This window comes from Corynebacterium sp. KPL2830 (assembly GCF_040225635.1).
GTDB lineage: Bacteria > Actinomycetota > Actinomycetes > Mycobacteriales > Mycobacteriaceae > Corynebacterium.
In genome coordinates, this window is sequence record NZ_JBEHFR010000007.1 from 55124 (window position 1) to 81119 (window position 25996).

Annotated in this window: 27 protein-coding genes; 9 read left to right on the plus strand and 18 right to left on the minus strand. The window is 59.6% G+C overall.

The annotated features are described in order from the left end of the window. Positions 1 to 77 precede the first annotated feature (77 nt). Positions 78 to 731: a hypothetical protein gene (locus ABRP87_RS03950; protein WP_349867812.1), complete on the plus strand. Its 654-nt coding sequence runs from the start codon at positions 78 to 80 to the stop codon at positions 729 to 731. Positions 732 to 738: 7 nt separating this feature from the next. Here ABRP87_RS03950 and ABRP87_RS03955 read toward each other — a convergent pair whose 3' ends face one another. Both ABRP87_RS03955 and ABRP87_RS03960 read right to left on the minus strand, forming a co-directional pair. Continuing rightward, positions 739 to 1278 carry a gamma carbonic anhydrase family protein gene (locus tag ABRP87_RS03955; protein WP_349867813.1) on the minus strand — a complete coding sequence of 180 codons (540 nt, stop codon included), beginning with the start codon at positions 1276 to 1278 and terminating at the stop codon, positions 739 to 741. Next, positions 1278 to 1682: a hypothetical protein gene (locus tag ABRP87_RS03960; RefSeq protein ID WP_349867814.1), complete on the minus strand. Its 405-nt coding sequence runs from the start codon at positions 1680 to 1682 to the stop codon at positions 1278 to 1280. The genes ABRP87_RS03955 and ABRP87_RS03960 overlap by 1 nt, the downstream gene beginning before the upstream one ends. A 75-nt stretch (positions 1683 to 1757) precedes the next feature. Between ABRP87_RS03960 and ABRP87_RS03965 the strand changes: the two genes are divergently transcribed. Then, on the plus strand, positions 1758 to 2627 hold the full coding sequence (locus tag ABRP87_RS03965; protein ID WP_284796781.1) for a patatin-like phospholipase family protein: 870 nt from the start codon (positions 1758 to 1760) through the stop codon (positions 2625 to 2627). A 153-nt stretch (positions 2628 to 2780) separates the two neighbouring features. Next, the gene (locus tag ABRP87_RS03970) at positions 2781 to 4343 is read left to right on the plus strand and encodes an aspartate-alanine antiporter-like transporter (RefSeq protein WP_349867815.1); all 1563 of its coding nucleotides are present in this window, start codon (positions 2781 to 2783) and stop codon (positions 4341 to 4343) included. Between the two features lie 15 nt (positions 4344 to 4358). Here the strand turns inward: ABRP87_RS03970 and ABRP87_RS03975 are convergent, their stop codons facing one another. Together ABRP87_RS03975 and ABRP87_RS03980 are read right to left on the minus strand one after the other, a co-directional pair. After that, the gene (locus tag ABRP87_RS03975) at positions 4359 to 5993 is read right to left on the minus strand and encodes a peptide chain release factor 3 (RefSeq protein ID WP_023026054.1); all 1635 of its coding nucleotides are present in this window, start codon (positions 5991 to 5993) and stop codon (positions 4359 to 4361) included. A 24-nt stretch (positions 5994 to 6017) separates the two neighbouring features. Further along, positions 6018 to 6854 carry an SDR family NAD(P)-dependent oxidoreductase gene (locus ABRP87_RS03980; protein WP_349867816.1) on the minus strand — a complete coding sequence of 279 codons (837 nt, stop codon included), beginning with the start codon at positions 6852 to 6854 and terminating at the stop codon, positions 6018 to 6020. Positions 6855 to 6972: 118 nt separating this feature from the next. Here ABRP87_RS03980 and ABRP87_RS03985 point away from each other — a divergent pair, with 118 nt between their 5' ends. After that, positions 6973 to 8325, plus strand: a complete 1353-nt coding sequence (locus tag ABRP87_RS03985; protein ID WP_349867817.1) for a TrkH family potassium uptake protein — start codon at positions 6973 to 6975, stop codon at positions 8323 to 8325. Continuing rightward, positions 8318 to 9010, plus strand: a complete 693-nt coding sequence (locus ABRP87_RS03990) for a potassium channel family protein (RefSeq protein WP_349852483.1) — start codon at positions 8318 to 8320, stop codon at positions 9008 to 9010. The genes ABRP87_RS03985 and ABRP87_RS03990 overlap by 8 nt, the downstream gene beginning before the upstream one ends. On the opposite strand, the gene pth (ABRP87_RS03995) is transcribed toward ABRP87_RS03990, so the two are convergent. Continuing rightward, positions 9007 to 9654, minus strand: a complete 648-nt coding sequence (pth, locus tag ABRP87_RS03995) for an aminoacyl-tRNA hydrolase (protein ID WP_349867818.1) — start codon at positions 9652 to 9654, stop codon at positions 9007 to 9009. The genes ABRP87_RS03990 and pth (ABRP87_RS03995) overlap by 4 nt on opposite strands. Positions 9655 to 9689: 35 nt before the next feature. Between pth (ABRP87_RS03995) and ABRP87_RS04000 the strand changes: the two genes are divergently transcribed. Together ABRP87_RS04000 and ABRP87_RS04005 are read left to right on the plus strand one after the other, a co-directional pair. After that, positions 9690 to 10685 (plus strand): nitronate monooxygenase, encoded by a 996-nt coding sequence (locus tag ABRP87_RS04000; RefSeq protein WP_349867819.1) that lies wholly within the window; start codon positions 9690 to 9692, stop codon positions 10683 to 10685. A 63-nt stretch (positions 10686 to 10748) separates the two neighbouring features. Beyond that, positions 10749 to 12203 carry a glyceraldehyde-3-phosphate dehydrogenase gene (locus ABRP87_RS04005; RefSeq protein WP_349867820.1) on the plus strand — a complete coding sequence of 485 codons (1455 nt, stop codon included), beginning with the start codon at positions 10749 to 10751 and terminating at the stop codon, positions 12201 to 12203. Positions 12204 to 12249: 46 nt separating this feature from the next. Here ABRP87_RS04005 and ABRP87_RS04010 read toward each other — a convergent pair whose 3' ends face one another. The 7 genes from ABRP87_RS04010 to pth (ABRP87_RS04040) all read right to left on the minus strand — a co-directional run bounded on the left by ABRP87_RS04010 (position 12250) and on the right by pth (ABRP87_RS04040) (position 18741). Continuing rightward, positions 12250 to 13647, minus strand: coding sequence for an ABC-2 family transporter permease (locus ABRP87_RS04010; protein WP_349867821.1), 1398 nt, complete (start codon positions 13645 to 13647; stop codon positions 12250 to 12252). Between the two features lie 91 nt (positions 13648 to 13738). Next, positions 13739 to 14452 carry an ATP-binding cassette domain-containing protein gene (locus ABRP87_RS04015; RefSeq protein WP_349867822.1) on the minus strand — a complete coding sequence of 238 codons (714 nt, stop codon included), beginning with the start codon at positions 14450 to 14452 and terminating at the stop codon, positions 13739 to 13741. Between the two features lie 85 nt (positions 14453 to 14537). Further along, positions 14538 to 15197 (minus strand): response regulator transcription factor, encoded by a 660-nt coding sequence (locus ABRP87_RS04020; protein ID WP_349867823.1) that lies wholly within the window; start codon positions 15195 to 15197, stop codon positions 14538 to 14540. Then, the gene (locus ABRP87_RS04025) at positions 15190 to 16368 is read right to left on the minus strand and encodes a sensor histidine kinase (protein WP_349867824.1); all 1179 of its coding nucleotides are present in this window, start codon (positions 16366 to 16368) and stop codon (positions 15190 to 15192) included. The genes ABRP87_RS04020 and ABRP87_RS04025 overlap by 8 nt, the downstream gene beginning before the upstream one ends. A gap of 30 nt (positions 16369 to 16398) precedes the next feature. Beyond that, entirely contained in the window at positions 16399 to 17262 is an 864-nt protein-coding gene (ppk2, locus tag ABRP87_RS04030; protein ID WP_284638448.1) for a polyphosphate kinase 2, read from the minus strand. A gap of 100 nt (positions 17263 to 17362) precedes the next feature. Beyond that, positions 17363 to 18202, minus strand: a complete 840-nt coding sequence (locus ABRP87_RS04035; protein WP_349867825.1) for a fumarylacetoacetate hydrolase family protein — start codon at positions 18200 to 18202, stop codon at positions 17363 to 17365. A 5-nt stretch (positions 18203 to 18207) separates the two neighbouring features. Further along, on the minus strand, positions 18208 to 18741 hold the full coding sequence (pth, locus tag ABRP87_RS04040; protein WP_349867826.1) for an aminoacyl-tRNA hydrolase: 534 nt from the start codon (positions 18739 to 18741) through the stop codon (positions 18208 to 18210). 154 nt (positions 18742 to 18895) lie between these two features. On the opposite strand from pth (ABRP87_RS04040), the gene ABRP87_RS04045 reads away from it, so the two are divergent. Then, entirely contained in the window at positions 18896 to 19051 is a 156-nt protein-coding gene (locus ABRP87_RS04045) for a hypothetical protein (protein ID WP_023027927.1), read from the plus strand. A gap of 73 nt (positions 19052 to 19124) precedes the next feature. Here ABRP87_RS04045 and ABRP87_RS04050 read toward each other — a convergent pair whose 3' ends face one another. The 4 genes from ABRP87_RS04050 to ABRP87_RS04065 all read right to left on the minus strand — a co-directional run bounded on the left by ABRP87_RS04050 (position 19125) and on the right by ABRP87_RS04065 (position 23947). Continuing rightward, positions 19125 to 19784 (minus strand): 50S ribosomal protein L25/general stress protein Ctc, encoded by a 660-nt coding sequence (locus ABRP87_RS04050; protein ID WP_023026089.1) that lies wholly within the window; start codon positions 19782 to 19784, stop codon positions 19125 to 19127. Between the two features lie 460 nt (positions 19785 to 20244). Continuing rightward, positions 20245 to 21219, minus strand: a complete 975-nt coding sequence (locus ABRP87_RS04055; protein WP_023026092.1) for a ribose-phosphate diphosphokinase — start codon at positions 21217 to 21219, stop codon at positions 20245 to 20247. A gap of 16 nt (positions 21220 to 21235) precedes the next feature. Then, the gene (gene glmU / locus ABRP87_RS04060; RefSeq protein ID WP_349867827.1) at positions 21236 to 22681 is read right to left on the minus strand and encodes a bifunctional UDP-N-acetylglucosamine diphosphorylase/glucosamine-1-phosphate N-acetyltransferase GlmU; all 1446 of its coding nucleotides are present in this window, start codon (positions 22679 to 22681) and stop codon (positions 21236 to 21238) included. Positions 22682 to 22750: 69 nt separating this feature from the next. Continuing rightward, the gene (locus ABRP87_RS04065; protein WP_349867828.1) at positions 22751 to 23947 is read right to left on the minus strand and encodes an MFS transporter; all 1197 of its coding nucleotides are present in this window, start codon (positions 23945 to 23947) and stop codon (positions 22751 to 22753) included. A gap of 137 nt (positions 23948 to 24084) precedes the next feature. On the opposite strand from ABRP87_RS04065, the gene ABRP87_RS04070 reads away from it, so the two are divergent. Further along, entirely contained in the window at positions 24085 to 24801 is a 717-nt protein-coding gene (locus tag ABRP87_RS04070) for a trimeric intracellular cation channel family protein (protein WP_349864359.1), read from the plus strand. A 38-nt stretch (positions 24802 to 24839) separates the two neighbouring features. Here ABRP87_RS04070 and ABRP87_RS04075 read toward each other — a convergent pair whose 3' ends face one another. Then, positions 24840 to 24989 carry a hypothetical protein gene (locus ABRP87_RS04075; protein WP_239269136.1) on the minus strand — a complete coding sequence of 50 codons (150 nt, stop codon included), beginning with the start codon at positions 24987 to 24989 and terminating at the stop codon, positions 24840 to 24842. A gap of 119 nt (positions 24990 to 25108) precedes the next feature. Further along, positions 25109 to 25735 carry an Ltp family lipoprotein gene (locus ABRP87_RS04080; RefSeq protein ID WP_349867829.1) on the minus strand — a complete coding sequence of 209 codons (627 nt, stop codon included), beginning with the start codon at positions 25733 to 25735 and terminating at the stop codon, positions 25109 to 25111. Positions 25736 to 25996: the final 261 nt, after the last annotated feature.

Below are 25996 nucleotides of genomic sequence, written 5' to 3' on the forward strand. Positions count from 1 at the left end.
AGCTCTTTAGAGTGACCTATAACCCACGCGCGGCCAGGGAGCACAGGGTGGCGCGAAGGATAGGTAGACTATCGCGCATGATTCACGCGGTAAGTTTCGCCCTCTTGGATTCGGTCAATGCCTTGCTCATTGGCATCCTCGTGGCCATCGGCATCATGCTCCCGCGCGGGAAGTACCGCTGGATCGCAGGCCTGGTCATCCTGGGCGATTGGTTGGGAGTTCTTACCGCCGCTGCCGTGGTCATTTTCGTCCTGTTGGGCGTGCGCGAGCAGATCGCGGCCATCTTGGAGTCACCGATTGCCGGCGGCATCCTCATCATCGTCGGTATCGCCCTGGCCTTCGCCGCCTGGCATTCCCAAGGAAAACCCAATGCCTTGATCGGGCGCATGCTGCAGCCGCTGCGCACGCCCTCTTTCGTCACCGTGCTTATCGGGTTTGTGATGGGCGTAGTTCAATCGCTGACCTCCGTGCCGTTTTATTTCGGCCTCATGTTCTTGGCCACCGAGGATCTGTCGCTCGCCGCCCAATACGGCGGCCTGCTGTGGTACGCCACCCTGGCGCTTTCCCTGCCGGTGGTGTGCGGACTCTTCATTGCCGTGGTGCGCGCCCACCCAGACTCAGCTGCGGGCCGAGTCTTTGCGGCGGCGCGCGAAAACAGCACGCGGGTCGCGCTCATCAGCGGCTATGTCGTCGCCGCCTTCCTCATCATCATGGGTGTCGTGAACCTATAAGGATGCGCTAGTCAAAGTAAACATCATCCAGCGTCAGTTCGGTGCCGGATTGCTGCTTAGCTATGTCCACGTAGCGCGCGGCGTGCGGGATAAACGCCGCGGATTGCTCGGCGGAAAGCTCGCGGCGCACGGTGGCCGGGACACCGGCGGCCAAGGAACGCGCCGGGATATCTGCGCCCTCGCGCACCAGCGCGCCGGCGGCGATGAGCGAACCGGGCCCAATGGTGGAGCGAGACAGCAGGGTAGCGGACATGCCCACCAGGCTGCCAGCGCCCACATGGGTGCCGTGGAGCATGGCCATGTGGCCTACCGTGACATCGTCTTCAAGGACGCACGGCGCGTCCCGCTCCACGTGGACAACGCTATTGTCTTGAATATTGCACCGGCTGCCAATACGGATGGGGCCGACATCACCGCGCAGCACGCAGCCATAAAACACGGAAGAATCCGGGCCGATTTCCACGTCACCAATGATGGTGGCATTTGGTGCGATCCAGGCGCTGCGGTGGATGCGCGGGCGCTTGCCTTGAAAGGAATAGATGGGCATTATTCCACCACCACCGCGAGGCTGGGGGATAGCTCGTACTCGCTGGAAGCGGGGGCATCGGCAAGCGGAGCACCCGCAAGCTCGGCCTGGGAAAGCGCGCTCGCCAGCGTTGGCGTGATGGGGATGATCCAGCCGTGCTTGGGGTCTTTGACCGGCAACACATCCTTCTTCACGGCGGGAAAATGCGCCGTGGTGGTGGGGGAGATGAGGGTCGCGGACTCGCGCGAGGCGGCGAGCTCAGCAAGTGCCCGCGCGCCCTGCTGGCCGGTGATAATGATGATGAGCTGGCCGGCGGTCCTAATATCCAGCCGGTCCACCTGCACGGTGGTCGCCGCAGAATCGGGCCGCGCCAACTGCGGCGCCCCGTTCCCGGTGAGCTTGGCAAGAGCGTCCAATAATCCCATAGCCATTAAGTCTAGCCGCGCAGCCAGGCGGCGGGGTTGACCGCCGTAACATCGCCGCGCGTATTATGGGAGACCATGATTGATGCCAGCAACACCGCCCTTGTGATCGAAGGCGGCGGAATGCGCAATTCCTATACCGCCGCCTGCATAGTCAAACTCATCCATGAAAACGTCACCTTTGGATGGGTAGGCGGGGTATCTGCTGGCGCCTCCCACACGGTCAATTACCTCTCGCACGATGCCAAGCGCGCGGAGGAATCCTTCACGGATTTTGTCAATAACCCCAGCTTCGGTGGCGTGGGATCGCTGGTGCGCGGCAATGGCTATTTCAATGCGGAATATATCTATGAGCGCTCCGCGGATAAGGATATGCCCTTTGACTGGGACGCCTACCGCAAGCACCCAGCGGATATGGTGCTCGCTGCCGCGCGGGCCGATACCGGCGAATCCGTGTATTGGACCCGCGAGGATGTGAAGGAACCAGAAGACTTGTACGTGCGGGTGCGTGCCTCGTCCACGCTGCCGCTGCTTATGCCGATCCGCATCATCGATGGCTCGCCCTATGTGGATGGCGCCTTGGGCTCGTCCGGCGGCATTACCATCGAGCAGGCTGAAGAAGCCGGCTACGAGAAATTCCTCTTCATCGGCTCCAAGCCGCGCGGGTATGTCCGCCCCGAGGTGGCGCGCCCGACGATCACCCGCCGCATCTTCCGCAAGTACCCCGCTATTGCCGATGCCCTCATTGGCCGCCCACCCATTTATAACGCGGCCAAGGACCGGCTCCTCGAGCTAGAGCGCCAAGGAAAGGCGCAGCTGTTTTTCCCAGAAGACATGCAGGTGACCTCCACCGAGCGCAACGTGGATAAGCTGCGTGCGAATTACCAGGCAGGCAAGGCACAAACCCATGCCGAGTGGCCAAAGTGGAAAGAATTCCTGCTGGACTAGCTCACCTCTAGTCGGTGGTGTGAGATCGCCCTCCTGATTCTTGACAGCATTAGGGGGAATAATCGCGTGCGCTGCACTAATGGCGGTATTCGGTGCAAGGCGCCAAGCCTTCTCAGCTAGCTAAATCGCGCCAAGCTCCTAAGATTGCACAGCGTGTTAGCGATTTTTGATGGACATATTTGGCTGAGCATTTTCTTCATGATCGTGCTCGGCACGCTATTTGGCATGATTCCCTTTGGCCCGCTGCGCTTCGGTGCGGCGGGTACCCTTTTTGTTGGCTTAGCCTTCGGATCCTTTATTGATCTAGATGACAATATCCTCAGCTCCTTGCAGGAGCTGGGCTTGGGCCTCTTTATCTATATGCAAGGGCTCTCTGCCGGCGAGGCTTTCTTCAAGGGCTTTTCTACCCAGCTAAAGCACATGTTGCTCGCCACGGTGGCGGTAATCGCCGCGGCGGCCGCGGCGCTGGGCATCGGCAGCCTCATGGGGCTATCGCCGCTGGCGGTGACCGGCGTATTTTCCGGTGCGACGACGTCCACGGCGTCCCTAGCCGTGGCCCAGCAGCAATCCGGCGAGGAGCTGCCCGCAGTGGGATACTCCTTGGCCTATCCGGTTGGCGTCGCCGTGGCCATCCTCCTCGTGGCATTCGTCCTGCGGCATAGCTGGCCAGCGCAGAAGGACCAAGATCATTCGGCGGAAAAGATTTTCCGCTCGCGGACGATTAAGGTCACCCGCGATATTTCCTATGCCGAGCTGCGCGAGAAATTCGCAGATCATTTCGTCATCGCCATCATCCGCCGCGGCCGCGATATCGACGTGCCGGGCGATAACCCGGAGTTGCACTGCGGCGATGTCCTGCGCATTTTGGTGACCAAGGCAAAGGCCAAGGAGCTTACCGATGCCCTGGGAAAGCGCCAGCCCCAAACCCCGTTTGTGGATAAGCGCCTGGTCAATGAGACCGTGGCCATTTCCAACGAGGACATCGAGGGCCGCAAGGTCAAGGAGCTCAACCTCTTTTCGCGCTACGGCGCGCGTATCGTGCGGGTGCGCCGCGGCGATGAGGAATTCCTTGCCACCAATGAAACCCACCTTGAATCCGGCGATGACCTTGAGATCGTGGTCAAACACGACCGCTTGGGCGATGTCCGCGATTACTTCGGCGATTCCGTGACCGCATACTCGCAGCTTAACTGGGTAGCACTCGGCGGTGGGCTGACCATCGGCTACCTCATTTCCCTCATCGTCGTCCCGCTGCCCGGTGGCGCGTCCTTCGAGCTCGGGTTCGCGCTGGGCCCACTCATCACCGGCCTAGTCCTCGGCGCCCTGCACCGCACCAGCCGCATTCCGTGGCAGATTCCCTCCCCGATCAATACGGCATTCCAGCAGTGGGGCCTTGCCATCTTCTTAGCCTCGGTGGGCCTGTCCTCCGGCGAGGCCTTTGTGTCCACCGCTTTCTCTTGGATGGGGCTGAAATCCATGGTGCTGGCCGCGATCATCGCCGTAATCATCATCGGGATTTTCGCGGTGGCCAGCCGCTTTATGGGGCAATCCGAAACCCGCACCTCCGGCGGAATTTCCGGCCTCTTTGGCCAGCCCGCGGTGGTCAATTACGCCACGGGAGCCAGCTCGGATTCGCGCATCCTCACCGGCTATACCTCTACCATCGTGGTGGCGCAGTTCATGAAGATCGTGGTCATCCCCGTCATGCTGCTCTGACGGGCGGCCGCGGTATTAATCCGCGACCAAGGTCTCCATGGTGAGCTCGGGGTGTTCCTTTTCAATGAAGGCGAGCTTCCACTTATCGCCAAATAGAGCGATGAGCTCGCCGTCCTGGCGGGTGAAGATCTCCACGCCGCGCTGGCGGCCGAGTTCCGGTGCGGATTCGGCATCGGTGCGCCGCGCCACGGAGTAGGGGATGGGCTCGGTGACGGTTTCGACGTTGTACTCGAATTCCATGCGGGCCTGCATGACCTCGAACTGCATGGGGCCGACCGCTGCCATGACCGGGGAGGCATCACCGCGCGCATCGTTGCGCAGGACCTGCACCACGCCCTCGGCAGAGAGCTGATCCAAGCCCTTGCGGAAGGCCTTGTACTTGCCCAGCGATTTCGCGCGCAGGATGCGGAAGGCTTCCGGGGCGAATTGAGGCATGGGCTTGAACTGCACCTTTTTGCCGGAATAGATGGTGTCACCGGGAGCTAGCGCGCCCGCGTTGACGAGGCCCACGATATCGCCCGGGTAAGCGGTATCCACGGTATCGCGGGTGCGGCCAAAGACCGTCAGCGCATACTTGGTGGAAAAACTGCGGCCGGATTGGGCGTGGTTGACCTGCATGCCACGCTCGAATTCGCCGGAGACCACGCGCATAAACGCCAAGTTATCGCGGTGCTTTTGGTCCATGCCCGCCTGCACTTTGAATACGACGCCGGAGAAGTCATCGGCTACCTCGCGGACCTCATCGATGGCGCTGGTGGCGGCCTCCACGGCCTTGGGATCCGACTCGCGAGAATGCGGTGCCGGGGCGATGGCACACAAGGTATCCAGGATCTGGTGGACACCGAAGTTCAGCATTGCCGAGGCGAAGATGAGCGGGGAGGTCACGCACTGCTCAAAGAGTTCTTGATCGTGCAGGGCGCCATCGGCGGCAAGCAGCTCGGCTTCCTCTACCGCGGTTTCCCACACGTCCTCTTCCTTTTCTTCTGCGGCCGCAGGATCGTAGTGCTCTTCCGGCGCAATGGTGGAACCACCGGCGGTGCGGATGAAGTGGATGTAGTTATCGGCCTCGCCGTCATCATTGATATGGGCCAGGCCGCGGAAATCGCCTGCGATGCCCACCGGCCAGTACAGCGGGGTGGGCTGCAGCTGGATTTCGTTCACGATTTCATCAACGAGTTCGAGCGGCTCGCGGCCCACGCGGTCCCACTTGTTGATCACCGTGACGATGGGCAGCCCGCGCGCCTTACAAACGCGGAAGAGCTTGAGGGTTTGTGGCTCGAGGCCCTTGGCGGCATCGATAAGCATCACTGCGGCATCCACCGCGGTGAGCACGCGGTAGGTATCCTCCGAAAAGTCCGCGTGACCTGGGGTATCAACCAGGTTGATCATATAAGGCTCGCCCTCGTGTCCCTCCGGGGCGTATTCAAACTGCAGCGCGGACGAGGCGACGGAGATACCGCGGTTTTTCTCCATGTCCATCCAGTCAGACACGGTGGACTTGCGGTTGCCCTTGCCGTGTACCGCGCCGGCCTCATTAATCACGTGCGCATGCAGCGCCAGCGCCTCCGTCAGCGTGGACTTACCGGCATCCGGGTGGGCGATAACGGCGAACGTGCGGCGGCGCGAGGCCTCAAAAGCGACAGAACTCATGCGCCATAGTCTAATGCTTGAGCGTTACCACTCCACATTGAGGCGGCGGCCCAGATCCTCAAAGACGCGGTGGGCCACGGAGGTGTTCTTCGCAATCGGGCGCTGCAGGCCCAGCGAACGCCTATTATTGTAATATTCCCCGGACTGGAAATGGATGCCCTCGGTGCCGGTGAGGAAGTAAGCCAAGTTCTCGCCGCCGGCCTCTGCGGTGCCAAAGGCTTTGCCGATGACCCCGGAGTACACCTTGCCCGTAAGCCCCTTGGAGGACTTGCCAAACTCGGTGGCTAAAACGCCCGGGTGAAAGGACACCGCATTGATGCCGTGGGCATCGATAAAGCGGGCGAGCAAGATATCCGCCAGCTTGGCATTGCCGTATGCGCGCTCTGGGCTGAAGTGCTCCAGCGTATTGGGATCTGCCGGATCGAAATTCGAGATCAGCATATTAGCTAATGACGCCGTGTTGACCACGGTGGCGTTACTATCGCGCAGCTTTTCTTGCAGCAGGGACGTCAGCAGGAACGGCGCGACGACGTTGACTTGCCACGTGCGCTCGAAACCATCGGCGGTCATGGTGGGCCCATCGAAAATGCCTCCGGCATTATTGCCCAGGGCATCGATGTGCTCCAGTTGTTGCAGGTCATCGGCCAGCTGGCGGACCTGAACAAGCGATTCGAAATCGGCGAGGAAATACTGCCCACCTACTTCCTGAGCAACGGCCTTGGTCTTGTCCGGGTTGCGGCCGATGATGACGAGCTTATCCTGCGGGCGGGTGCGGTGAATCTGCCGGGCGGCCGCGGCACCAATGCCTGACGATGCCCCGGTAATCACGATGGTCCTAGCGGCGGAGTACGGCGAAGTCATAGGCCCGATTTTAGCCGCGGACGTGATATCCGTCCGCGAAATCCTTGCGTGATATTTGTCCGCGTCGTCCCCACCTAGCAATTCCGCTTGGGGCTAGACAGGTCTATACTTCCGGCTTGTGAAGCGCCTGCTTTTTCTGCGGCAGTGGGGGCCAGCGCGGCTAACCGCCACCGGTTTTCTACTGCTCATCCTGATAGGAACGGTTCTGCTCTTACTGCCGTTCGCCGAGGCCGGAGATTCCCGCGCCTCGTTTTTATCTGCCCTTTTTACCGCGACCTCCGCAGTCTCGCTGACCGGCCTGGTCGTAGTCGATACCGGCAGCTTCTGGAGCCCGGCCGGGCAGGTCGTCATTTTGGCCCTGATCCAACTGGGCGGTTTGGGGATTATGTTGCTGGCCTCGCTATCCGGCCTGCTTTTGACCGGCCGGATTAGCTTCAAGGCGCGCAAGACCGGCGCCTATGAAAGCCGGCCCATCCTCGCCGGTGGCATCCGCCGCACCCTGATTTTTACCTTCGCCTTTACCGCGGTGGTAGAAAGCATTATCGCCGCGGCGGTCACCGTGCGGCTTATGGTGGGCTACGGGCATTCCTTCCCGCGAGCTTTGTGGGAGGGCATCTTCCATGCGATTTCGGCCTTTAATAACGCTGGGTTTAGCACCAATAGCGATAACCTCGTGCCCTTTGTGGGCGATGCCTGGATTCTCTTGCCGCTGGCCGGGGCGGTCATCGGCGGCGGGCTGGGTTTTCCAGTCTGGGCGGAATTGGTGCGCCACGTCCGGCGCGGGTCGGAGGCGATGCGCCGCATCTCCATCACGGCGCGCATGACTCTGTCGGCCACCGGCGTGCTGCTTGTAGCCGGCACGATATTTTTTGCCTTGACGGAGTGGAATGGCGTCCTGGCGCCGATGTCGTGGGGCGAGAAAATCCTCAACGCGTTCTTTGCCAGCGTCTCCCCGCGCACGGCCGGTTTTAATACCTTCGACTACGGTGAGGTTCACCCGGTAACGCTCATGGGCACCGATATTTTGATGTTCATCGGTGGCGGCTCAGCCGGTACCGCCGGCGGCATCAAGGTCACCACCGCGTGCGTGCTGCTGGCCGCCATGGCCGCGGAGTTCTTAGGTAAGGAAAAGACCTCCATTTACCACCGCAGCCTTCCCCACAGCGTTACCCGGCAGGCGCTAGCATTGAGCTTCGCCGGCGTGCTGGTGGTGACCCTCGGTGTGGCGGCGCTGCGCTTTTTCGATCCGCAATTTACCGGCGATCAGCTCTCCTTCGAAGTTATGTCCGCCTTTGCCACAGTGGGCCTATCCACTGGGATTACCGCCAGCTTGTCCGCACCCTCACAAATCGTACTGTGTTTCATCATGTACCTGGGCCGCGTTGGCCCAACCACCCTGGTAGCAGCGCTGGCGGCAAAGAATTTAAGCCGCCGCTACAGCTACCCCGAAGAAAGGCCCTTCATTGGCTAGCATTTTTAAGGCGCTGGGCCATTCCCGCGCCACCCTCGACATTGCCCCGGTCGTCGTCATTGGCTTGGGGCGGTTTGGTTGCTCCCTGGCAAGCGAGCTCATGGGCCATGGGGTAGAGGTCCTCGGCATCGATTCCGATGAAAAGATCGTGCGCGAACAGGCACCGCACTTAACCGAGGCCATTTCCGCGGATACCACCGATCCGGCGGCGCTCCGCCAACTAGGCATCGACGAGGTGGAGCGGGTCATCGTGGGCATCGGCTCGCACCTGGAGGCGTCCATCCTCACTGTCTCAAACCTGGTGGAGCTGGGTGTCAAGGATATTTGGGCCAAGGCCAATTCGGAGGCCCACGAGCGCATCCTGCGCCAGATTGGCGCCCACCACGTCATCCGCCCCGAGCGCGATACCGGCCGCCGCGTGGCCTATCTCTTGGGCGGGCGCTTCCGCGACTTTGCTGAGATCGCCCCGTACTACGGCGTGACGCAAATGGCCGCGCCCTCCTCGGTCACGGGCCGCCCGCTCGATTTGGGCGAGGTTTGGCGCACCCACCACGTGCAGTTGGTCTCAGTCTGTCAGGCGGAGGGTGCTTGGGCCCCGCTTGCCGATGCCACCCAGCTCGCCCCCACCGATTTCATCGTCGCCGCCGGCAGCCCGCAGGCGCTGGAGAAATTTTCCCAGTCCTAGCGCGAGTGAATGCGGTTTTGGGCTTGTACGAGCCCTTGCGTCGCGATGAGCTGGGCGGCTTCGGCGGCGGTGGCGATGGCGGTATCGAAGCCGGGGCCGGCATCGACAGGCGCTAAGACATAGTCCGGAATCGACGAACCCTTGGGCGGGCGCGCGATGCCAATGCGCACGCGCACATAATCCCGCGTACCCAGGTTGTGTGTGAGCGACTTCAGCCCGTTGTGCCCATTTTCATTGCCGCCTTGCTTTAGCCGAATCTTATTGGCCGGCAGGTCGAGCTCATCGTGGATGACGATGATGTGGTCTGCCGCAATGCCCAAAGCCTGCGCCAACGGGGCAATCGGATCACCGGAAAGGTTCATAAACGTTGTCGTGCGCACCGCCAGCGCGCGGGTATCATCCCAGCGCAGCGGGGCTGCCTCGAGGCCCATCCCGCGCACCGGCTCGAGCACGTCGCCGCCTTGGGCCAATACATCGTCCACGGCCATATATCCCACGTTATGGCGGGTTGCGGCGTACTTCGCGCCGGGATTGCCCAGGCCAATGATAAGCCAGTCCGCCTCCAACTCGGCCGGATCCAGCCCCTGCTGCGCTTGCGGGGGACCGCCGAAAAACCGGGCAATAAAATCTGTCAAAGCTGCCACGAATGCGCCTTTCTAGCTCGGTACAGTAGTTTCCTATGAGCCAGGTTATTCAATCTTTGCGCCGAACCGTAATGCCAGCGCCCATGGCGGGCGGGCCTACCACCGTGGATCTGGTGCGCGCCGCGCATCAGGCCGGTTCCTTTGGCACCTTGGGGCTTGGGTCTGCCAGCGTGGATTCCGCCCGCAGCCAGATCGATGCCTGCGCCGGCATCTCCTTTGGGGTGAACCTCTTTTGCCCGCAGGATCCGTTAACTCCTGAGCAGTTGGCCGCCGCCGCGGACCTGGCCGCGGCCGAAGGCACCTCGCTACCGGATCCCGATTATTCCTTCGGCTTCCGCGACAAGCTCGAGCTGGCGTTGCAGGGCGGCGCCCGCGTCGTGTGGTCCATGTTCGGCACCTTTGATGCAGCGCAGCTTGCCCGCATCCACGCCGCGGGTGCCGAGGCTTGGACCACCGTCACCACACCCGACGAGGCCCGCGCCGCCGCCACGCTGGGAGTGGACGCTCTGTGCGTACAGGGCCCTTATGCCGGCGGACACCGCGGCACGTGGGACCGCACCGCGCTTCCAGACGATCGGCCCCTGCCAGAGCTCATCGCCGCCGTCCACCAAGCCGTCCACGCCGTCGCACCGAGCATCCCGCTGATTGCCGCAGGAGGGCTGCGCACGGCAGGCGACGTAACCCAGGTATTAAGCCTGCCCGGCGTGCTCGCCGCATCGTGCGGCTCTGCCTTTTTGCTGAGTAAAGAAGCCGGAACCAGTGACTACAACCGCAAGCTTATTCAGCGCGGCGGGGCCACCGTATCCACCCGCGCCTTTTCCGGGCGGCATGCGCGCGGTTTAGAGACCGACTACACCCGAGCCCACCCGGATTTACCCCCGGTATATCCCATGCTTAATTCCGTGCTCAAGGAACGCCGAGCGCAGCACGATGCCGCCGTAGCCTACTGCCTCGTAGGTGAGCCGGCTGCCAAAATCCGCGGGGGTAGTGTCGCAGACATTCTGGACTCCCTATGCCAAAACAAACACTAAGACACGCTAAAATTTGGGGCGAAGATTTCTAGCCACCCCCGAAATAGAAATGGATGGAGCCTCGTGACTGCGAACGCACATATTGGACATGATGACTGGAACGAGCGCCTCGAATTGGCGCAACAGATGATTCCCCTCATCCACCAACTGCACCGCAATAACAACGTCGTCGCCACCATCTTCGGCCGCCCGCTGGTGGGGCAGACCGATATCGACATCATCAAGTCCCACCGCTACGGACGCCGCATTGCCCAGCGCCAGCTCTCCACGGCAGAAACCCTGCCCATCCTGTCCGAACTTGCGGATATGAACCTAAGCTCCGCATCCATCGACGTCGGACGCCTCCTACTGGGCTTTGAAGAGTCGGGCGAAGATGACCTGCGCCGCTACCTCGAAGATGAACTCACGGAAATCGTCGGTGCCGGCGAAGACATCGACCCAACCGATGTCGTGCTCTACGGCTTTGGCCGCATCGGCCGCCTCCTTGCCCGCATCCTCGTCGCCCGCGAAGCCGCTTACGGCGGCGTGCGCCTGCGCGCGATCGTGGTGCGCAATAAGGGCGAAGGGGACATCATCAAGCGCGCCAGCCTCCTGCGCCGCGACTCCGTCCACGGCGCCTTCAACGGCACCATCAGCGTGGACGAGGAAGAACAGGTTATCTGGGCCAATGGCACGAAGATCCAGATGATCTACGCCAACGACCCAGCCACGATCGATTACACCGAATACGGCATCAACAACGCCGTGCTGGTAGATAACACCGGTGTTTGGCGCGATAAGGAAGGCCTGTCCCAGCACCTTAAGGCCACGGGAGTGGCCCGCGTGCTGCTGACCGCACCGGGCAAGGGCGATATTAAAAACATCGTCTTTGGCATCAATGATTCCGCCATTACCGATGACGATAAGATCCTCTCCGCCGCATCGTGCACCACCAACGGCATCACCCCGGTGCTCAAGGTGATCAATGACCGCTACGGCGTGGCCCACGGCCACGTGGAAACCGCGCACTCGTTTACCAATGACCAAAACCTCATTGATAACTACCACAAGGGCGAACGCCGCGGCCGCGCCGCTGGCCTGAACATGGTGCTTGCCGCCACCGGTGCCGCCAAGGCCGTGGCCAAGGCCCTGCCTGAGTTCGAAGGCAAGCTGACCGGTAACGCCATCCGCGTTCCCACCCCGGACGTATCCATGGCGGTGCTCAACTTGGAGCTGGAGCAAGAGGTCGACCGCGATGAGGTCAATGACTTCCTGCGCAATGTCTCCCTGCACTCGGATCTGCGCCAGCAGATTTCCTACATTGCCTCCCCAGAGGTCGTCTCCAGCGACTTCGTGGGCAATACCAATGCCGGCATCGTCGATGGCATCGCCACCATCGCCTCCGGCAAGCACCTGGTGCTCTATGTCTGGTACGACAACGAGTTTGGCTACTCCAACCAGGTCATCCGCGTAGTGGAGGGGCTTTCCAATGCCCGCCCGGTCGTCCTGCCCAAGCGCGTATCTCCCTCTGAGCTTTAAGCTCGCATAGTTTAAGGCCCGCGGAGTCCCCGCGGGCCTTAGTTATTTAAGCGGTGGGGCGAAGTGCCCGTGTGCGCAGCAACCGCCTAGTGGCCCACGAAGAAATGGCGGCGAAAAGCAGCATTATTATCGCAGCACAGGCGTAGCGGCCGGGAGAATCCGCATTCATCGGCCAGGCCGGGAAGGCAATGAGCCAAAGGACAGTCTTCGCGAGGAGATCGCCGCCTACCGTCGCGGAGACAATGGTGCCAATGATGGTGAGAGCAAGCGAGTTCCAAATACCAAAGCGGATCACGACGATGAGCGAGACCGCCGCGAGGACGTACCCGACGCCGATGGCCAGCGGCAGTTGGGCGAGCACAGCTGGGGCGGCTTCACCGGCGAAGATAACCGCGACCGAAGCACAAGTGCACACCGCTGCGATAATGCCCAGGAACCACAGGAGAAGGGCAGTAGAGCAGTGGCGTGATTCTGTATAAACGATCGGCCACGCGCCCGAGAACCCTGGCCAGACCAGTAGGGGAAGTACACCGGCACCTACGGGGAGAAGCAAAAATACGAAGAATCCCTGTACATAACGTGGCGGGTAGATAAGGGCAATAAAGATCAGTGCTAAGGCGCTTAATACCAAGCACGTAATGACCGCTGGCGTCATTATGGCCCGGTGAAAGCCCCGGAGCACATCGGAAAGGCGGGAGTCGGCAGCAGCACGCGAGACAGTCGCAGGCTGCCAACCCCAAGCTGGCGTGGCGGCGGTACTGGCCGTGGGAGCCGTAACGCGCCGGCGTCGGGAAAGCGGCCGTATTCGGCGAGGCGTCATGGTCGCGGTCAAAGAGCCTGCTACAGCGAGTATGAGGCACAACGCCAGTGCAGGAAGCGGGCTTTCCTGCAGGAGTGGATCGCCAGGCTCGAGCGGAACCGAATTCTGGTGGATGCGCAGCGCAGGCAATAGTAACCGCAGCGGCCACGCGGGCGGAAAGGCCCACCATAGCTGCCCCTCGACAACGCGAGGAAGCACGCTAATGACCTGCCAGATAACCGCGAGGATAAGCGTGACGGTTAGGCCCAGCCTGCGGGCGCATGCGGTCGCAAGCCCCGCGATGCCGATGGCTCCGAGGAAAGAATAAGCCCCAGCGATGAGAAGCAGCTGATGGTCTGCACGCCCTTGCGTTGCAACCGCCGCCCAGGACAGACCAAAATTCAGTATGTGAAAAATTGCGAGGCTTGCCACGACGATGAAGAAACGGGAGGCGTGCTCGTAGCGAGGATGAAGCCGGCGCCATAGGGTGCCGCCGCCGCGGCTGAGCACCTCGCGGCGCTCTGGAACGCCAGTAAAAAGCGCAGTGAGCGGCGCGTACATGCCGGTGATAAACATGGACTGCCAGCCAAGAACCCCGGTAGCGTCTTCGGCAGAGGAGGCGAACGTAGAAAAGAAAACCGTCATTATCACTAGAGGCAGGGCGAGCAAGGGTAACCACTGCAGGGCACTGCCGCGGCAACGCAGTAGTTCTGCTGAGAGATACCGTCGATACTGGTTACTCATCGGTCTCATCACCTGCAGAAGTCAGTCGGAAGAATTCGGCTTCCAATTCACCGCTGGGGGCCAGTTCCTGCAGGGAGCCGGAATACCGGATGGTGCCTTGGGACAAAATAGTGATGTCGTGGGCTAGGTGAAGGACCTCACCGAGTTGATGGGAGCTGACCACGACGGTATGCCCAGCGGCGGCGAGCTGCTGGAGGAGCTTTCGCAGCTCCGCGATGCCCTGTGGATCGAGTCCATTTTGCGGCTCATCAAGCAATAAGATTTCAGGATCACCGAGCAAGGCCTGGGCTAAGGCCAAGCGGGCTTTCATCCCGGTGGAAAAAGACTTTGCCTTCTTAGAACCAGCCCCGGCTAGACCAGCAATGTGCAAGACACGGTCGATTTCAGTATCGGGCAATCCGAGCAGGCGGGTATGTACGCGGAGGTTATCCGTGGCAGAAAGGTGGCCATAGAAAGCTGGCCCATTAACCGAGGCGCCAACATGGTCGAGAACTTCCCGCGACCATGGTTTGCCAGCCACGCGCACCGTTCCCGAATCGGCGGGCAGCAGACCGAGGAAAATGGAAAACAAGGTGGACTTGCCGGCACCATTTCTCCCGAGCACAGCGTGTACCCGGCCAGGTAAGACCTGAAAACTTATATCCCGCAGCACTGCCTGGGAACCAAAAGACTTTGTGATGTGTTCGAAAGCAACCTCATAGCTCATACCAAAAGTATGAGCTGCGCAACTATCGAAATCTTCCGCCTGCGAGACGGTCTTCGCGCCGGGGTAGTCCTACCACAGTAGGAGACTAGGCAATGCCAGCTTTGTGCGCCAGCAGCACCAAAGCCACGCGGTCGCGTGCAGCAAGCTTGGACATCAGCGCGGAGACATGCGTTTTTACCGTGGTATCTGCGATAGACATGTGGCCTGCAATCTCGCGATTTGTAGCCCCGCGCGCGATGAGCGTGAGCACCTCCATCTCGCGCCGAGTGACTAGGCTTAGTCCTTGGCGTTCGTGCGAACTGAGCTGGCTATGCGTTAGCGCCCTGCGGTAGCCCTCTAAAACAGGGCCCGTAACCTGGGAGGCGAGGACAGACTCGCCCTTAGCGACGTCGCGTACGGCTTGTACCAGAACCTCTGGATCCGCATCTTTTAGTAAGAATCCATGCGCACCGGCGGCAATTGACTGAGATACCAGATCCTCTTCATTGAACGTGGTGAGCATGATGATCCGGCAGTCAGGGGTGCGAGAGAGAATAGCTTGGGCCGCGGCGATTCCATCCATGCCAGGCATGCGTATATCCAAAATGGCCACATCAATGCGGTGTCGAAGTGCCAAGGAGACGGCGTCGGCTCCGGTGGCTGCGGTAGCCACCACCTCAATATCTTCCTGCGCGTTCAAGATGGTCGATAAGGCAACGACGAGCATCGCTTGATCGTCTGCAAGCATGACGCGAATCTTAGGCATGGTTGTCCTTGTGTAATGGTAGTTCCGCAACCAGTGTAAATTTCTGGGCATCGCCACTGCTAGTTAAATGTCCGCCCAAGGCTTGGGCGCGTTCCTTAACTCCCACCAAACCGACGCCGCTGCCGGATACCTCACTGGGTGTCGGGGAAGTAGCGGTGGAGATGAGGGTGACCCGTGCGGCATCGGAAAGCGTGAGTTTTAGCTGCACGTGCGTACCGGGGCCTTGGTGGCGCAGGGCATTGGTCAGCCCTTCAGAAATGATGCGTACCAGGGCTAGCTGAGTCAGCGCGGAAACCTCGTAGGAGGAAGGCAATTCCGCGTCAATCTTCAGGCCAGCGGTGCGAAAGCCGTCGATGATGCCCTGTACATGCTCGAGCTGCTGCGCGGGTTCCAAAGCCGAAGGCCCCTTGCTGCGTAGCGCTGTGACGATGCCGCGCACTTCCTCCAGCGCGGAATCCGCACCATCGCGAATGCTCTTCAAGGTGTCCTCGGCAGCGGTGGTATCCGTGCGCGCGGCGATAATCCCGGCATTGGCCTGAACCTTGATTAAGGTGAGGGAGTGGGCCAAGACATCGTGCAATTCCCGAGCGATGAGTAAGCGCTCTTCCTCCTGCGCTTGGTGGAACCGTTCTTGAGCTAAGTGCTCGCGCTGCCTATCCAGGTCAAAATAGCGTGCGGCGATGAAATAGGCGCTGCCGAGCACCGCCCAATGCACCACCAGCAAGGTGATGTAGCGGCGATCGAGCTGGAAAGATAAGAGAAAGGACTCGGGGTCAATGCGCCACATAGCAGGCGATACAAAGGAACCCAAGAGCGCGGCGATAAGCACCGCGCGGGGAATTGAGCGGCGTTCCACGTAGCGGGAAGTGGCGTAGACGGCCATCGGCGCGGTCAATGCCCATGGGGCAACCCCGAGGTTGGCTGGTAGCTGGCTTATCCACGCCGCGGACCACGCACCAAGGAGGACAATAAAGCCAGCTGCACTGAGTACCGGTTTGGTACGCCAGACCCAGATGAAGGGCAAGAATAAAAGCGATAGCGCTGCTTGGATGAGCTCGATCGCTCCTGGAGCCGCCCAAGCCCCGATGAGATAAAACAGCGCAATGAGCGCTGCCACCGCGGTGAGGATTTTATCCCCTAAGCGTGCTTTTGCCACGGTGTCAGTGCTCATAGTCGGACATAGTAGTACGGCTTCGGGGGACTACTTCTTTTTGTCCTTCTTCTTCCCTTTCTTTTTAGACGAGTCCTCTAGCTTGGCGGCTACATCCGGTACGTAACGGAACTCTTCGCGGTCTGGGCGCTCGTAGGTCTTGCCATCGGAATCGGGACGGTGCGGGATCTCCGGCAACTCGCGCTCGATCTTCTCGTAAGGGATGGTATTGAGCAGGTGCGAAATGACGTTGATGCGCGAGCGCTTTTTATCCTCGGACTCCACGGTGTACCACGGTGCGGTCGGGGTATCGGTGTGGATGAACATGGCATCCTTGGCGCGGGAATAGTCCTCCCAGCGGGTAATGGATTGCAGATCCATGGGGGAGAGCTTCCAGCGGCGCAGCGGATCATTGCGGCGGGATTCAAAGCGCTTAATCTGCTCTTCATCAGAGACAGAGAACCAGTATTTGCGCAGGATAATGCCGTCTTCCACAAGCATCTGCTCAAAGGTGGGAGCCTGGTGCAAGAAGCGGACGTATTCTTGGTCGGTGCAAAAGCCCATGACGCGCTCAACGCCGGCGCGGTTGTACCAGGAGCGGTCAAAGATGACGATCTCGCCCTTGGTGGGCAGCTTTTCCACGTAGCGCTGGAAATACCACTGGCCCTGTTCGCGCGAGTTTGGGGCGGGAAGCGCCTCGATGCGGCAGGTGCGGGGGTTGAGGTACTGCGTGATGCGCTTGATGGCAGAACCTTTGCCGGCGGCGTCGCGGCCTTCCATGATGATGACCACGCGGGCGCCGGTTTCAACGACCCACTGCTGCATATCGACGAGCTCTGCTTGCAACCGCTCGAGCTCTTTTTCGTAGGCCTTCTTATTCAGCTTTTTAGGGGATTTGCTGCTTTTGGTGCTCATTCTTCCAGCTTAACGGCTTGGTGGCCCTATCTAGAAAACTGGTGTGCCCTCGTTGGAGTGAGAACCCAACCACAGCTTGTGCGGGGTATGTGCAGCAGGCTTAGAGGCCGGGCTCGCCGTAGCGAGTGGTATTAGAAATATGGCCGAGCCCTTCGACGTCGATGGCGACCGTATCGCCATCCTGGAGGAATTGTTGCGGGTCGCGGGCAAACCCAACGCCTTCGGGCGTACCGGTTACGATGACGTCACCGGGGTTGAGGGGATAGAGCTGCGAGCAGAATTCTATGAGCTCAGCGATGGAAAAGATGAGGTCATCGGTATTGTCCTGCTGGCGCACCTCGCCATTAACCGTGGTGGTCAGCCGCGCGCTACTGCCCGGCGCCCATTCATCAGGGGTAGTGAGCCAAGGCCCAAAGCCTGCGGTGCGATAAAAAGACTTGCCTGCGTGGAATTGGCTGGTCTGACGCTGAAAATCGCGCAGGGTGTAGTCGTTCATGATGGCATACCCCGCCACGTAATCCAGTGCATCCGCGCGGGTTACGCGGTGCGCGCGCTCGCCGATGACCACCGCAAGCTCACCCTCATAGTCCAGCTTCTGGGTAGCGTATTCGGGGATATAGACGTCATCGAAGGGGCCGGTCAGGGCATCGGCGAACTTGATAAACAGCGTGGGGTGCGCGGGAAAGTCGCGGCCCATTTCCCGGATATGTTTGGCGTAATTAAGGCCTACGCAGACGATTTTTCCTGGCGTTGGGACGACTGCTTCTAAATCATGCTGATCAAAGACTATCGGTTCGCCGGATAGCTGTGCGGCCTTGTGCCAATCTTCGCTGCGCAGCAGCGCGCCTACGTCTTCGTAGTCCAGCTCCACTCCCACATTATCGCCTTCAATGCGGATTGCAGAGGTGCCGAACGCGGTGCGAAGAGTAGCCAATTTCATGCCAGCTAGTCTAGCGCACTTCTTAATTCTGTTACCGCGTCAGCGCAGAGGATAGGGATCTCCGCCTTTTCTTGCTTGGACCACGGCTTGAGCACAAACGATGCCGGATCCATCTGGCCTGGCGGCCTTCCGATGCCTATGGAAAGACGCTGATAGTCCTTGGTACCGAGCGACTTCGTAGTAGAACGCAGACCGTTGTGCCCGTGATCGCCACCGCCTTGGCGCAATTTCACGGTCCCGAAGTCGAGCTCTAATTCATCGTGCACCACCACAATATCTGCGGGTGCCAGATGGAAGTACTGGGCGAGTGCCTTGATCGGCCCACCAGACAGGTTCATAAAGGACCGCGGTTTAGCGCAGATCACCTTGCGGCCGGATAGCATTCCTTCCGCGAGCTCAGTATTAGTCTTCTTATGCACCGAAAAGCTGCTCATTAATTCACCGGCGAGCTCATCGGCAACGTCGAAGCCGATGTTGTGCCGCGTGCCGGAATATTTCGGGCCAGGATTGCCAAGGCCTACTACGAGTAGTGGAGTCACTGCATTATTGTCGCATAAATTGAAATTCTATTGGAAATACAAGTCTATGCTCCATAGAATATGCCGCCGAGTATCATTGCTGCTCGGCTCCTAAAAATACCTCTTACAGCGGTGGACTTGAGGAAGTATCGTAGTGATTAAGGAGGTGCGCCCCATGTCCGAAAAATCAACTGAAGTTGATCGCGAAACCGAAAATGTACCTAGTAGCAAAGTTGCTGCTGCGCGGCTCATTATCAAGCGCGCTAAGGAAGGCAAGGGCAAGATTGAAATCACGCCTAGAATTCGTGAACTTGCCGGACAAGATTTATAAAACCATCTATAAAACTGCGATATCGCCGTGAGCATTGCTGCTCACGGCGATATGCGTTTGGGGGAGTGGGAAACTACTCCTCAGAATCGCCGGACTCGGAGGACTCGCCCTCCTCATCGACGGAGTCGGCACCAGCGTCGGCGCCGCCTTCCTCAGCAGCCTCAGCGGCCTCTTCGAGCTCCTCGTCAACCTCAGGCAGGGAGATGGAGAGGATAACGGTCTCTGGGTCTGCCACCAGGGTGGTGCCTTCCGGCATGGTGATGTCGGCGGCGGTGATGACTTCGCCGTCCTCGAGGCCCTCGATGGACAGTTCGATCTCTTCCGGAATGTTCAGTACGTCAGCCTCAACCATGAGGACGTCTGCGTCCTGGATGTGCATGGTGCCCGGTGCGGACTCGCCGGTCAGGGTAATCGGAACCTCAACCTCGACCTTCTCGCCGCGCTTAATCAGCAGCAAGTCAACGTGGTCGATGTCCATGGTGAGCACGTTCTGGTCAACGTTCTTGACCATGGTCAGGTACTGCTCGCCTTCGATCTCGAGCTCCAGAACGGCGTTGACACCGTTGTTGCGAACGAGGGACTGGATGTCCAGCAGCGGCACTGCGAAGTGTACTGGCTCCTGGTCGCTACCGTAGATTACGCCGGGAACCTTCCAGTCGCGGCGCAGGCGGCGGGCGTAGCCCTTGCCAAAGACGGTACGTGGTTCTGCTTTAATGATTGGGCGCTCTGCCATGATGCAATCTCCTTTGTCGGTGTAGTGCGGCGAGGCTATCGAAGTTATAAAAACGACGAAAGCCTGCCGATGAACGTCTTGGACGAGTCATCGCAGGCGTCAATAAAAGCAACATGCTCTAACTTCAATCGCGTCGATAACGGCTTCCCAATTTTTGAGTCGCCCTCGCCGAGACTGAGTTAGATTAGCATCTCTCGGCCGACGAAACCAAAATCCACCCCGTTAATCTTCCTTCGCGCCCTTTCCTCTGATTGCGCCCTTCGCGCTCACCGGCGGCGCGTATGTCTGTAGCTCGGGTTACGCAGTGAGCGCGAAGGGCGGGTGGGAGAACAGCAGGCGGTAGTGCTTGCGCGTACCTGCGACGCCCTTGGCGCTCACGGGGATGGAAAACACCAACACCCCGCCGTTCACGGTGAGCGCGAAGGGCGGGGTGCGAGGTGTAGTGTGACCGGCGAAACGCTTATGCCCGATCGAAAAGGGTAGTTACAGAACCGTTTTCGAAGATCTCGTGGATGGTTCGAGCCAGCAGTGGGGCGATGGACAGGACCTTGAGGTTGGACCAGCCTTCGGTGGACTGCGGCAGGGTATCGGTGGTGATGACTTCCTCGGCACCGCATTCGGACAGGCGCTCGCGGGCGGGGTCAGAGAATACGCCGTGGGTGCAGGCGATGATGACCTTCTTTGCGCCCGCTTCCTTGAGCACGCGCACGGCGCCGGCGATGGTGCCACCGGTGTCAATCATGTCATCGAGAAGCACGCAGTCCTTGCCCTCAACTTCGCCCACCACGCGGTTGGAGACCGTCTTATTGGCCTCGGTATTCGAGCGGGTCTTGTGCACGAAGGCCAGCGGGGCATCGCCCAAGTCGTGGGCCCACTTTTCGGCGACCTTCACGCGGCCGGCATCGGGGGAGACGACGGCGATGTTATCGGTGGCGTACTTGGACTTGATGTAGTCCGTCAAGATGGGCTGGGCGTGCATGTGGTCCACCGGACCGTCGAAGAAACCCTGAATCTGGTCCGTGTGCAGGTCCACCGAGACGATGCGGTCCGCGCCGGCTGCCTCCAGGAGATCTGCGACCAGGCGGGCGGAGATGGGCTCGCGGCCCAAGTGCTTCTTATCCTGACGCGCATATGGGTAGAACGGCAAGATCGCGGTGATGCGCTTGGCGGAACCACGCTTCAGCGCATCGATCATGATGAGCTGTTCCATCAACCACTTATTAAGCGGCTGAGAATGCGATTGCATGACGAAGCAGTCAGCGCCGCGCACGGACTCTTCGAAGCGGATAAAGATCTCGCCATTGGCGAAGTCCCGGGCGGTGGTGGGAACCAGATCAGTGTTGAGTTCCTTTGCCACTGCCTCTGCCAATTCTGGGTGTGCGCGCCCAGAAAAGAGCTTCATGTTCTTGCTACTACCAGTTACCTTGCCAGTCATAGGAGAATATGCCCCTTTACTTTTCGTTGTCCTGTGCACGGGCTGCGGCTTCTGCCGCTGGGGTGCCCGGACGCTTCTTTTCAACCCAGCCTTCGATATTGCGCTGTTTGCCACCGGAGACTACGAGTGCTCCCGCGGGAACATCGTCTTTAATTACTGTACCCGCACCGGAGTACGCGCCATCACCGACATTGACTGGAGCGATAAACATCGTATCCGAGCCGGTGCGCACGTGGCTGCCAATGGTGGTGTGGTGCTTGTTCACACCGTCGTAATTGACGAAGACAGAGGACGCACCGATATTGGATTCCTCGCCCACGGTGGCATCACCAATATAGGTAAGGTGCGGCACCTTGGTACCGCGGCCGAGCTCGGCATTTTTCGCCTCCACGAAGCCGCCGAGCTTGCCGTCTTCGCCCACGATGGTATTCGGGCGAATAAAGGTAAAAGGCCCGATCTTGGCGTTGACGCCGATGACGGAATCGCTGCCGTGTGTGCGGACCACGGAAGCGCCTGTACCAATCTGCATATTCGTCAACGTGGAATCCGGGCCGACCTCGGCATTATCGGCGATGCTCGTCGCACCCCATAGCTGAGTGCCGGGGTGGATGGTGACATCGGTGCCGATGGTGACATTAACGCCGATCCAGGTGGTCTCTGGATCGACGATGGTGGCGCCACCGCGCATGGCCTTTTCCACCATGCGTCGGTTGAGCTCGCGGCCGGCGGCGGCCAGTTGCACACGGTCATTGACGCCGGCGAGCTCTTGCGGATCCGCGGCCACGTGCGCACCCACGCCATGCCCGGCGGTGCGGGCGATTTCGAGGACATCGGTAATGTAGAGCTCGCCCTGCGCATTATTGGTATCAAGCTTGGTCAGGGCATCGCGCAATGCTGCCGCATCGAAAGCGAAAACGCCGGAATTGACCTCATCAACCAAGCGCTGTTCTTCGGTGGCATCCTTGTGCTCCACGATGGCGGATACGGATCCATCCGTGTCGCGAATGATGCGGCCATAACCGGTGGGATCTGCAAGGCGCATGGACAGTACCGTGACCGCATTGCCTTGAGCGGTGTGGGTATCGCGCAACCCCTCGATGGTTTCTGGGGTCAAAAGCGGCACGTCACCATTGGTAACGATGATGGTGCCTTCGAAATCAGAAATCGGGGAAATCCCGCAGGACACGGCATGGCCGGTACCGCGCTGTTCATCCTGCACGGCCTGCACGATCTCACGGTCTAGCTCATTCGAAATCTTTTCTACGACGGGTGAGACCTGCTCGCGCTGGTGGCCCACGACGGCCACGAGATGGTCCGGATTGATTCCCGCCGCGGCGTGCAGCGCGTGTCCAAGCAGCGTGCGACCGCCAATTTCGTGCAAAGTCTTTTGCTTTGTGGATTTCATGCGCGTGCCGGCACCCGCCGCGAGGACGACGACGGCACTTGGAATAGTTGCTTCCACGGTCAACAAAACTCCTGGGGGTTGAGTTTGATTAGTTCTTCGGGCTTCATCTTATAGTCCCTATTTCAACTATGTGCGAGAAACCTCCTTAAGGCTGCCCGCGCGCCACACTCCAATAAAGCCAACGAGCGCCAAGAAAATCAACGCCGCTTCTGGTCCCGCGAGAGCAATGACGGAAGAGATACCACCAACAATGAGCAGGATGATGCCCATCATGGTGTTAGCTGCGCCCACGTACTGCGTCCTTTTATCCCCGCCAGCCATATCCACTACGTAGGTCTTTCGTGCCACGCGGACTGCCGTATGCGCGAGGTTGACGGCAAAGAAGCCGAGCGGCATGACCCAAGCGTTCACATTGTCTGGAGCCCAGTGGGAACTAGCCACGATGAGCAGAATGATGACGGAGGAAATGGCCGCACCAGCCGCCATAGTGTTCTTGGAGGATCTGTCCGAAAATATGCCAGAAACGCGCCCGCCTACAAGCGAAGCCAGACCGGAGGCAAGCACGAAGCCGTAGATGCCGGAAAGGTCATCGTGCAGCAGTATGATAAATGCGGTAGAAAGCGCCGAGACCAGCAACAGAGCGCGAACGATGACGAAGTTGCGGAACTGGGCATCGCCAGTAAAAAGCTTCCAGGTATCTGACCACCAGCTCTTATCGATGCCTTCTTGTTCCCCCTCCGGCACTGGCTCTTCCACGTGCGAAAATACCCACGTGGCAATGCCCCAAGTAGAAGCGCCGACCAATAAAACGATGCACATAGTGGAAATCGTGAGATCCCCCAAGAGGAATAAGATGACACCGGCAAGCAGAGTGGCCCCGCCGCCCAAGCCCGCTGCGGATCCGGTCACCCGGCCGCGCTGGCCCTTGGAAATCGTGCGCGCCTGCACGTCCTTGCCGGCGATGGAACACAACGCGCGGAACAGGGAAAGCGCCGCCAGGGCGAGAAGCACGACCACTCCCAGCCATGCGCCGCGGATAAAGAATGCGGCAAGGGCAATCACGGCGGCGGAGATGGCTTGGCCGGTCGAGCCGATCATCCACAAGCGCTTGCGGGCGCGGTGCGTGGTCACCCAGGGGGTAAGGGCGGCCTGCGGCAGCATGGAGCCAGATTCCCGGATAGGGGTAAGCAGGCCGGTAAAGAAGGCGGGGACGCCTGCCGCATTAAAAAGGGCTGGCAGCACTGTTTTGGAGGCAACGATCTGGTCGCCTAAATTTTGCAGGCCATTGGACCAGATGAAGTACCTAGCATTTGCGTTAGACATGAAAGAACTTTCGAGATAACCGAGACAAAGCGGGATAACACTGTAATCCGGTCAGAAGAGACCGTCTATCAACTTTACTCGCTTCCTACCCCTAGAAAGGGCGAAACCGCTGCGATCGGCTATGTTCAGTAGTTGTTATGCACGACGTGGATCCCCTCATCAACACGATGTACCAGGCCTTCGATCTGATCGGAGTGGCCTTGAATGGCATCATCGGTGGCACGATTGCCCGCCGCCGCGAATTCGACATCGTCGGGTTTATTTTCCTCGCCTTATTTTCCGGCCTGGCTGGCGGCATGATCCGCGACATGCTTATCGATGATGGCCCTGCCGCCGCTATTTCAGATCCTTGGTACTTGGGCCTTGCCTGTGCCGGGGCGCTGACCGCCTTCCTCATGGAGCTGAAGGGAAAGGCGTGGGAGATTTTCCGCGAGCACGGCGATGCCATCATTTTGGGTATGTGGTCTACCACCGGTTGCGTAAAAGCATTAGCGGCGGGTATGCCCATGATCCCGTGCGTGTTTTTAGGTGTCTTAACTGCCGTCGGCGGGGGAATGGTCCGCGATGTCGCCTCCGGTCAGATCCCGTCCATTTTCGGCGGCAGCCCCCTTTATGCAGTGCCTTCTATCGTCACAGGCATTGTCATGGTGACCTTCGCATCCTATGACCAATTCGCCATGGGGATGGTGGTTTCCCCAATCATCGGCAGTGGTATGGCCATCATTTCCTACTGGCGGGGATGGGTCCTGCCCCGCGCCGGAGTCGCGCCAGTGAACTACACCGCGGCACAGGTGGCTGCGATTGCCAAGAAGGCGGAGCTAAAAGGCTTTCGCCGCGGCCGGCGCAAACGCTAGCGGCTTAGACGGCGCATAGGGCCGTACCGTAGCCAGCTTTAAGGCAGGTTCGTGACAATGGCGATGATGACAAGGATAATAAGGACAAGAACGCTCCACCTAAGGAACGGATCCTTGGTTAAAGGCAACGGCTTCTGGGAATCGTCATCACCAGGTTCCGGGGTAGACGTGGAGTGTGGATCGGTCATGGCAGGAATCCTTTCGAGTGCAACGTTGCCGCAATGCTAATGAGGGCGACTATAAGCGTCGCCCTCAAGCAAGAGCAAGGTCCCTCGGCGGAGCTGCGCTAGTACCTCGTGTGGTACGACTACAAATTATCCACTGCGTACTGTGCTTCTTCTGCGGTGAATTTTTCACCGTATTCGCTGACGAGTTGGTCATAGATAGCATTGGGTGACATGCTCATCGTTTCTTCGTAATCGCGGGCCGTTTGAAGAGCATTATCGTGGTAGTCCGCTTCCAAATTATCAATGGCGTACTGGGCGGCCTCCGGGCTGAATTGTTCGCCGTACTCGCTGCTGAGCTGGTCGTACAATCCCTGCTTGGACATGTGCATGGTATCTGAGTACACCTTGGCACTCTTCAAAGCATTCTTGAATTCGCGCGGGACATCTTGGTCTTCGCTTCGTTCTTCTGGCTGATTGTCGTGCTCATCGCGAGCATCGTCGTCCGCGTTTATTTCTTGGGTTTCTTCCTCCGGGGCGGCCTCTACAGTGCCTTGCTGGGTGGTCTGGTCTGAGGAGCTTTCGCTGGTTTCATCGTCGCTACCGCCCATATTGGCGATGATGGCGATAATGATGAGGACACCGATGATGATTGCGCCCCACTTGAGGCAGCCGCCCTTTTTCTTTTGGGGCTGCTCAGGAGCCGGCTGCCCAGCTGCTGGTTGACCAGCCGGTTGAGAATTATCGGAATAGGGGGATGGAGAGGACATGGTGTGGGTTCCTTTCAAAGTGAGTGAGAGAGGGAAAGAGGAAAGTTTTCCGACATTGGCTGCAAAAGCGCAGCAGTGGTCGAGAGCGATTAGCGCAGCGGATCCTTGGCAACGCGGACGGTACTGTCTTGAATATCGCCCAAATCAACGACAATGTTGCAGGAATAGAACTCTCGGACTGGAGGAGAGTGTCTAATGGTTTGTGTGTGGGAACCTAACCCGCATAAGGAGATGAACCAGAATGACTACTATGGCGAGACG

Bases quoted from the DNA above. Each gene is read 5' to 3' on its own strand.
- ABRP87_RS03960 (WP_349867814.1), bottom strand. From the start codon at position 1,682: ATGGGATTATTGGACGCTCTTGCCAAGCTCACCGGGAACGGGGCGCCG.
- ABRP87_RS04075 (WP_239269136.1), bottom strand. From the start codon at position 24,989: ATGACCGATCCACACTCCACGTCTACCCCGGAACCTGGTGATGACGAT.
- ABRP87_RS03965 (WP_284796781.1), top strand. From the start codon at position 1,758: ATGATTGATGCCAGCAACACCGCCCTTGTGATCGAAGGCGGCGGAATG.
- ABRP87_RS04050 (WP_023026089.1), bottom strand. From the start codon at position 19,784: ATGGCAGAGCGCCCAATCATTAAAGCAGAACCACGTACCGTCTTTGGC.
- ABRP87_RS03955 (WP_349867813.1), bottom strand. From the start codon at position 1,278: ATGCCCATCTATTCCTTTCAAGGCAAGCGCCCGCGCATCCACCGCAGC.
- ABRP87_RS04025 (WP_349867824.1), bottom strand. From the start codon at position 16,368: ATGAGCACTGACACCGTGGCAAAAGCACGCTTAGGGGATAAAATCCTC.
- ABRP87_RS04070 (WP_349864359.1), top strand. From the start codon at position 24,085: ATGCACGACGTGGATCCCCTCATCAACACGATGTACCAGGCCTTCGAT.
- ABRP87_RS03975 (WP_023026054.1), bottom strand. From the start codon at position 5,993: ATGAGTTCTGTCGCTTTTGAGGCCTCGCGCCGCCGCACGTTCGCCGTT.
- ppk2 (WP_284638448.1), bottom strand. From the start codon at position 17,262: ATGAGCACCAAAAGCAGCAAATCCCCTAAAAAGCTGAATAAGAAGGCC.
- ABRP87_RS04045 (WP_023027927.1), top strand. From the start codon at position 18,896: ATGTCCGAAAAATCAACTGAAGTTGATCGCGAAACCGAAAATGTACCT.
- ABRP87_RS04000 (WP_349867819.1), top strand. From the start codon at position 9,690: ATGAGCCAGGTTATTCAATCTTTGCGCCGAACCGTAATGCCAGCGCCC.
- ABRP87_RS04055 (WP_023026092.1), bottom strand. From the start codon at position 21,219: ATGACTGGCAAGGTAACTGGTAGTAGCAAGAACATGAAGCTCTTTTCT.
- ABRP87_RS04015 (WP_349867822.1), bottom strand. From the start codon at position 14,452: ATGAGCTATGAGGTTGCTTTCGAACACATCACAAAGTCTTTTGGTTCC.
- ABRP87_RS04020 (WP_349867823.1), bottom strand. From the start codon at position 15,197: ATGCCTAAGATTCGCGTCATGCTTGCAGACGATCAAGCGATGCTCGTC.
- ABRP87_RS03950 (WP_349867812.1), top strand. From the start codon at position 78: ATGATTCACGCGGTAAGTTTCGCCCTCTTGGATTCGGTCAATGCCTTG.
- ABRP87_RS04065 (WP_349867828.1), bottom strand. From the start codon at position 23,947: ATGTCTAACGCAAATGCTAGGTACTTCATCTGGTCCAATGGCCTGCAA.
- ABRP87_RS03980 (WP_349867816.1), bottom strand. From the start codon at position 6,854: ATGACTTCGCCGTACTCCGCCGCTAGGACCATCGTGATTACCGGGGCA.
- ABRP87_RS04010 (WP_349867821.1), bottom strand. From the start codon at position 13,647: ATGACGGTTTTCTTTTCTACGTTCGCCTCCTCTGCCGAAGACGCTACC.
- ABRP87_RS04035 (WP_349867825.1), bottom strand. From the start codon at position 18,202: ATGAAATTGGCTACTCTTCGCACCGCGTTCGGCACCTCTGCAATCCGC.
- ABRP87_RS04080 (WP_349867829.1), bottom strand. From the start codon at position 25,735: ATGTCCTCTCCATCCCCCTATTCCGATAATTCTCAACCGGCTGGTCAA.